General features: G+C 65.6%; 1 protein-coding gene and 1 pseudogene. Both read right to left on the minus strand.

Annotated features, from left to right (window positions below; all coding sequences use genetic code 11):
* Nucleotides 1–350, minus strand: a pseudogene (locus tag B1964_RS29515) (anti-sigma factor); the annotation flags it as partial.
* Nucleotides 343–570, minus strand: a 228-nt coding sequence (locus B1964_RS29520; RefSeq protein ID WP_290440761.1) for a sigma factor-like helix-turn-helix DNA-binding protein, incomplete at its 5' end; no start/stop codon positions are given. The pseudogene B1964_RS29515 and the gene B1964_RS29520, both read right to left, overlap by 8 nt.

The raw sequence follows: 570 nt of genomic DNA on the forward strand, positions 1-570 counted from the left end.
GACGACACCGCCGCGTGCCGACCGGTATCGGTGTCCGCCGGAGTCGAGATCGACGACATCGATTCAGGGAAACCCGATTCCGGCGACACCGGCGGTCCCGAGGCGTCGGCCGGTGCCGAGAACACGTGATCGAGAACCCGCTCGCGCAGTTCCGGTCGCGCCGCCAGTGCGTAGCCGGCAGCGAAATCGGCCATGGTGGTGTGGATTTCGTCGATACGGCCGTCGTAGATGGTGCGCTCCAACGGCGTCAGTCCGTTGTATTCGTCGACGAACCGGTCGGCCTCGGCGCCCTCGAGGGCATGGATGGCGAACAGTTCGACGTGATCGTCGAGCCACTCGGTGTCAGGCATGGCCGCGTCCTCGCAGACAATCGCGCAGCCGCCGCAGCCCGTCCCGGATGCGTGACTTGATGGTCGGCAGCGGGGTGTCGGTCTGGGCGGCCACCTCGGGATAGGTCAGGCCGTTGAAGTAGGACATCTCGATGCTGGAGCGCTGCAGTTCGGTGAGATCGTCGAGACAGGTACGCAATGTGCGGGTTTCCTCACGGTCGACGACCACCTCGAGTGGCAG

This window comes from Gordonia sp. i37, assembly GCF_002043085.1.
GTDB lineage: Bacteria > Actinomycetota > Actinomycetes > Mycobacteriales > Mycobacteriaceae > Gordonia > Gordonia polyisoprenivorans.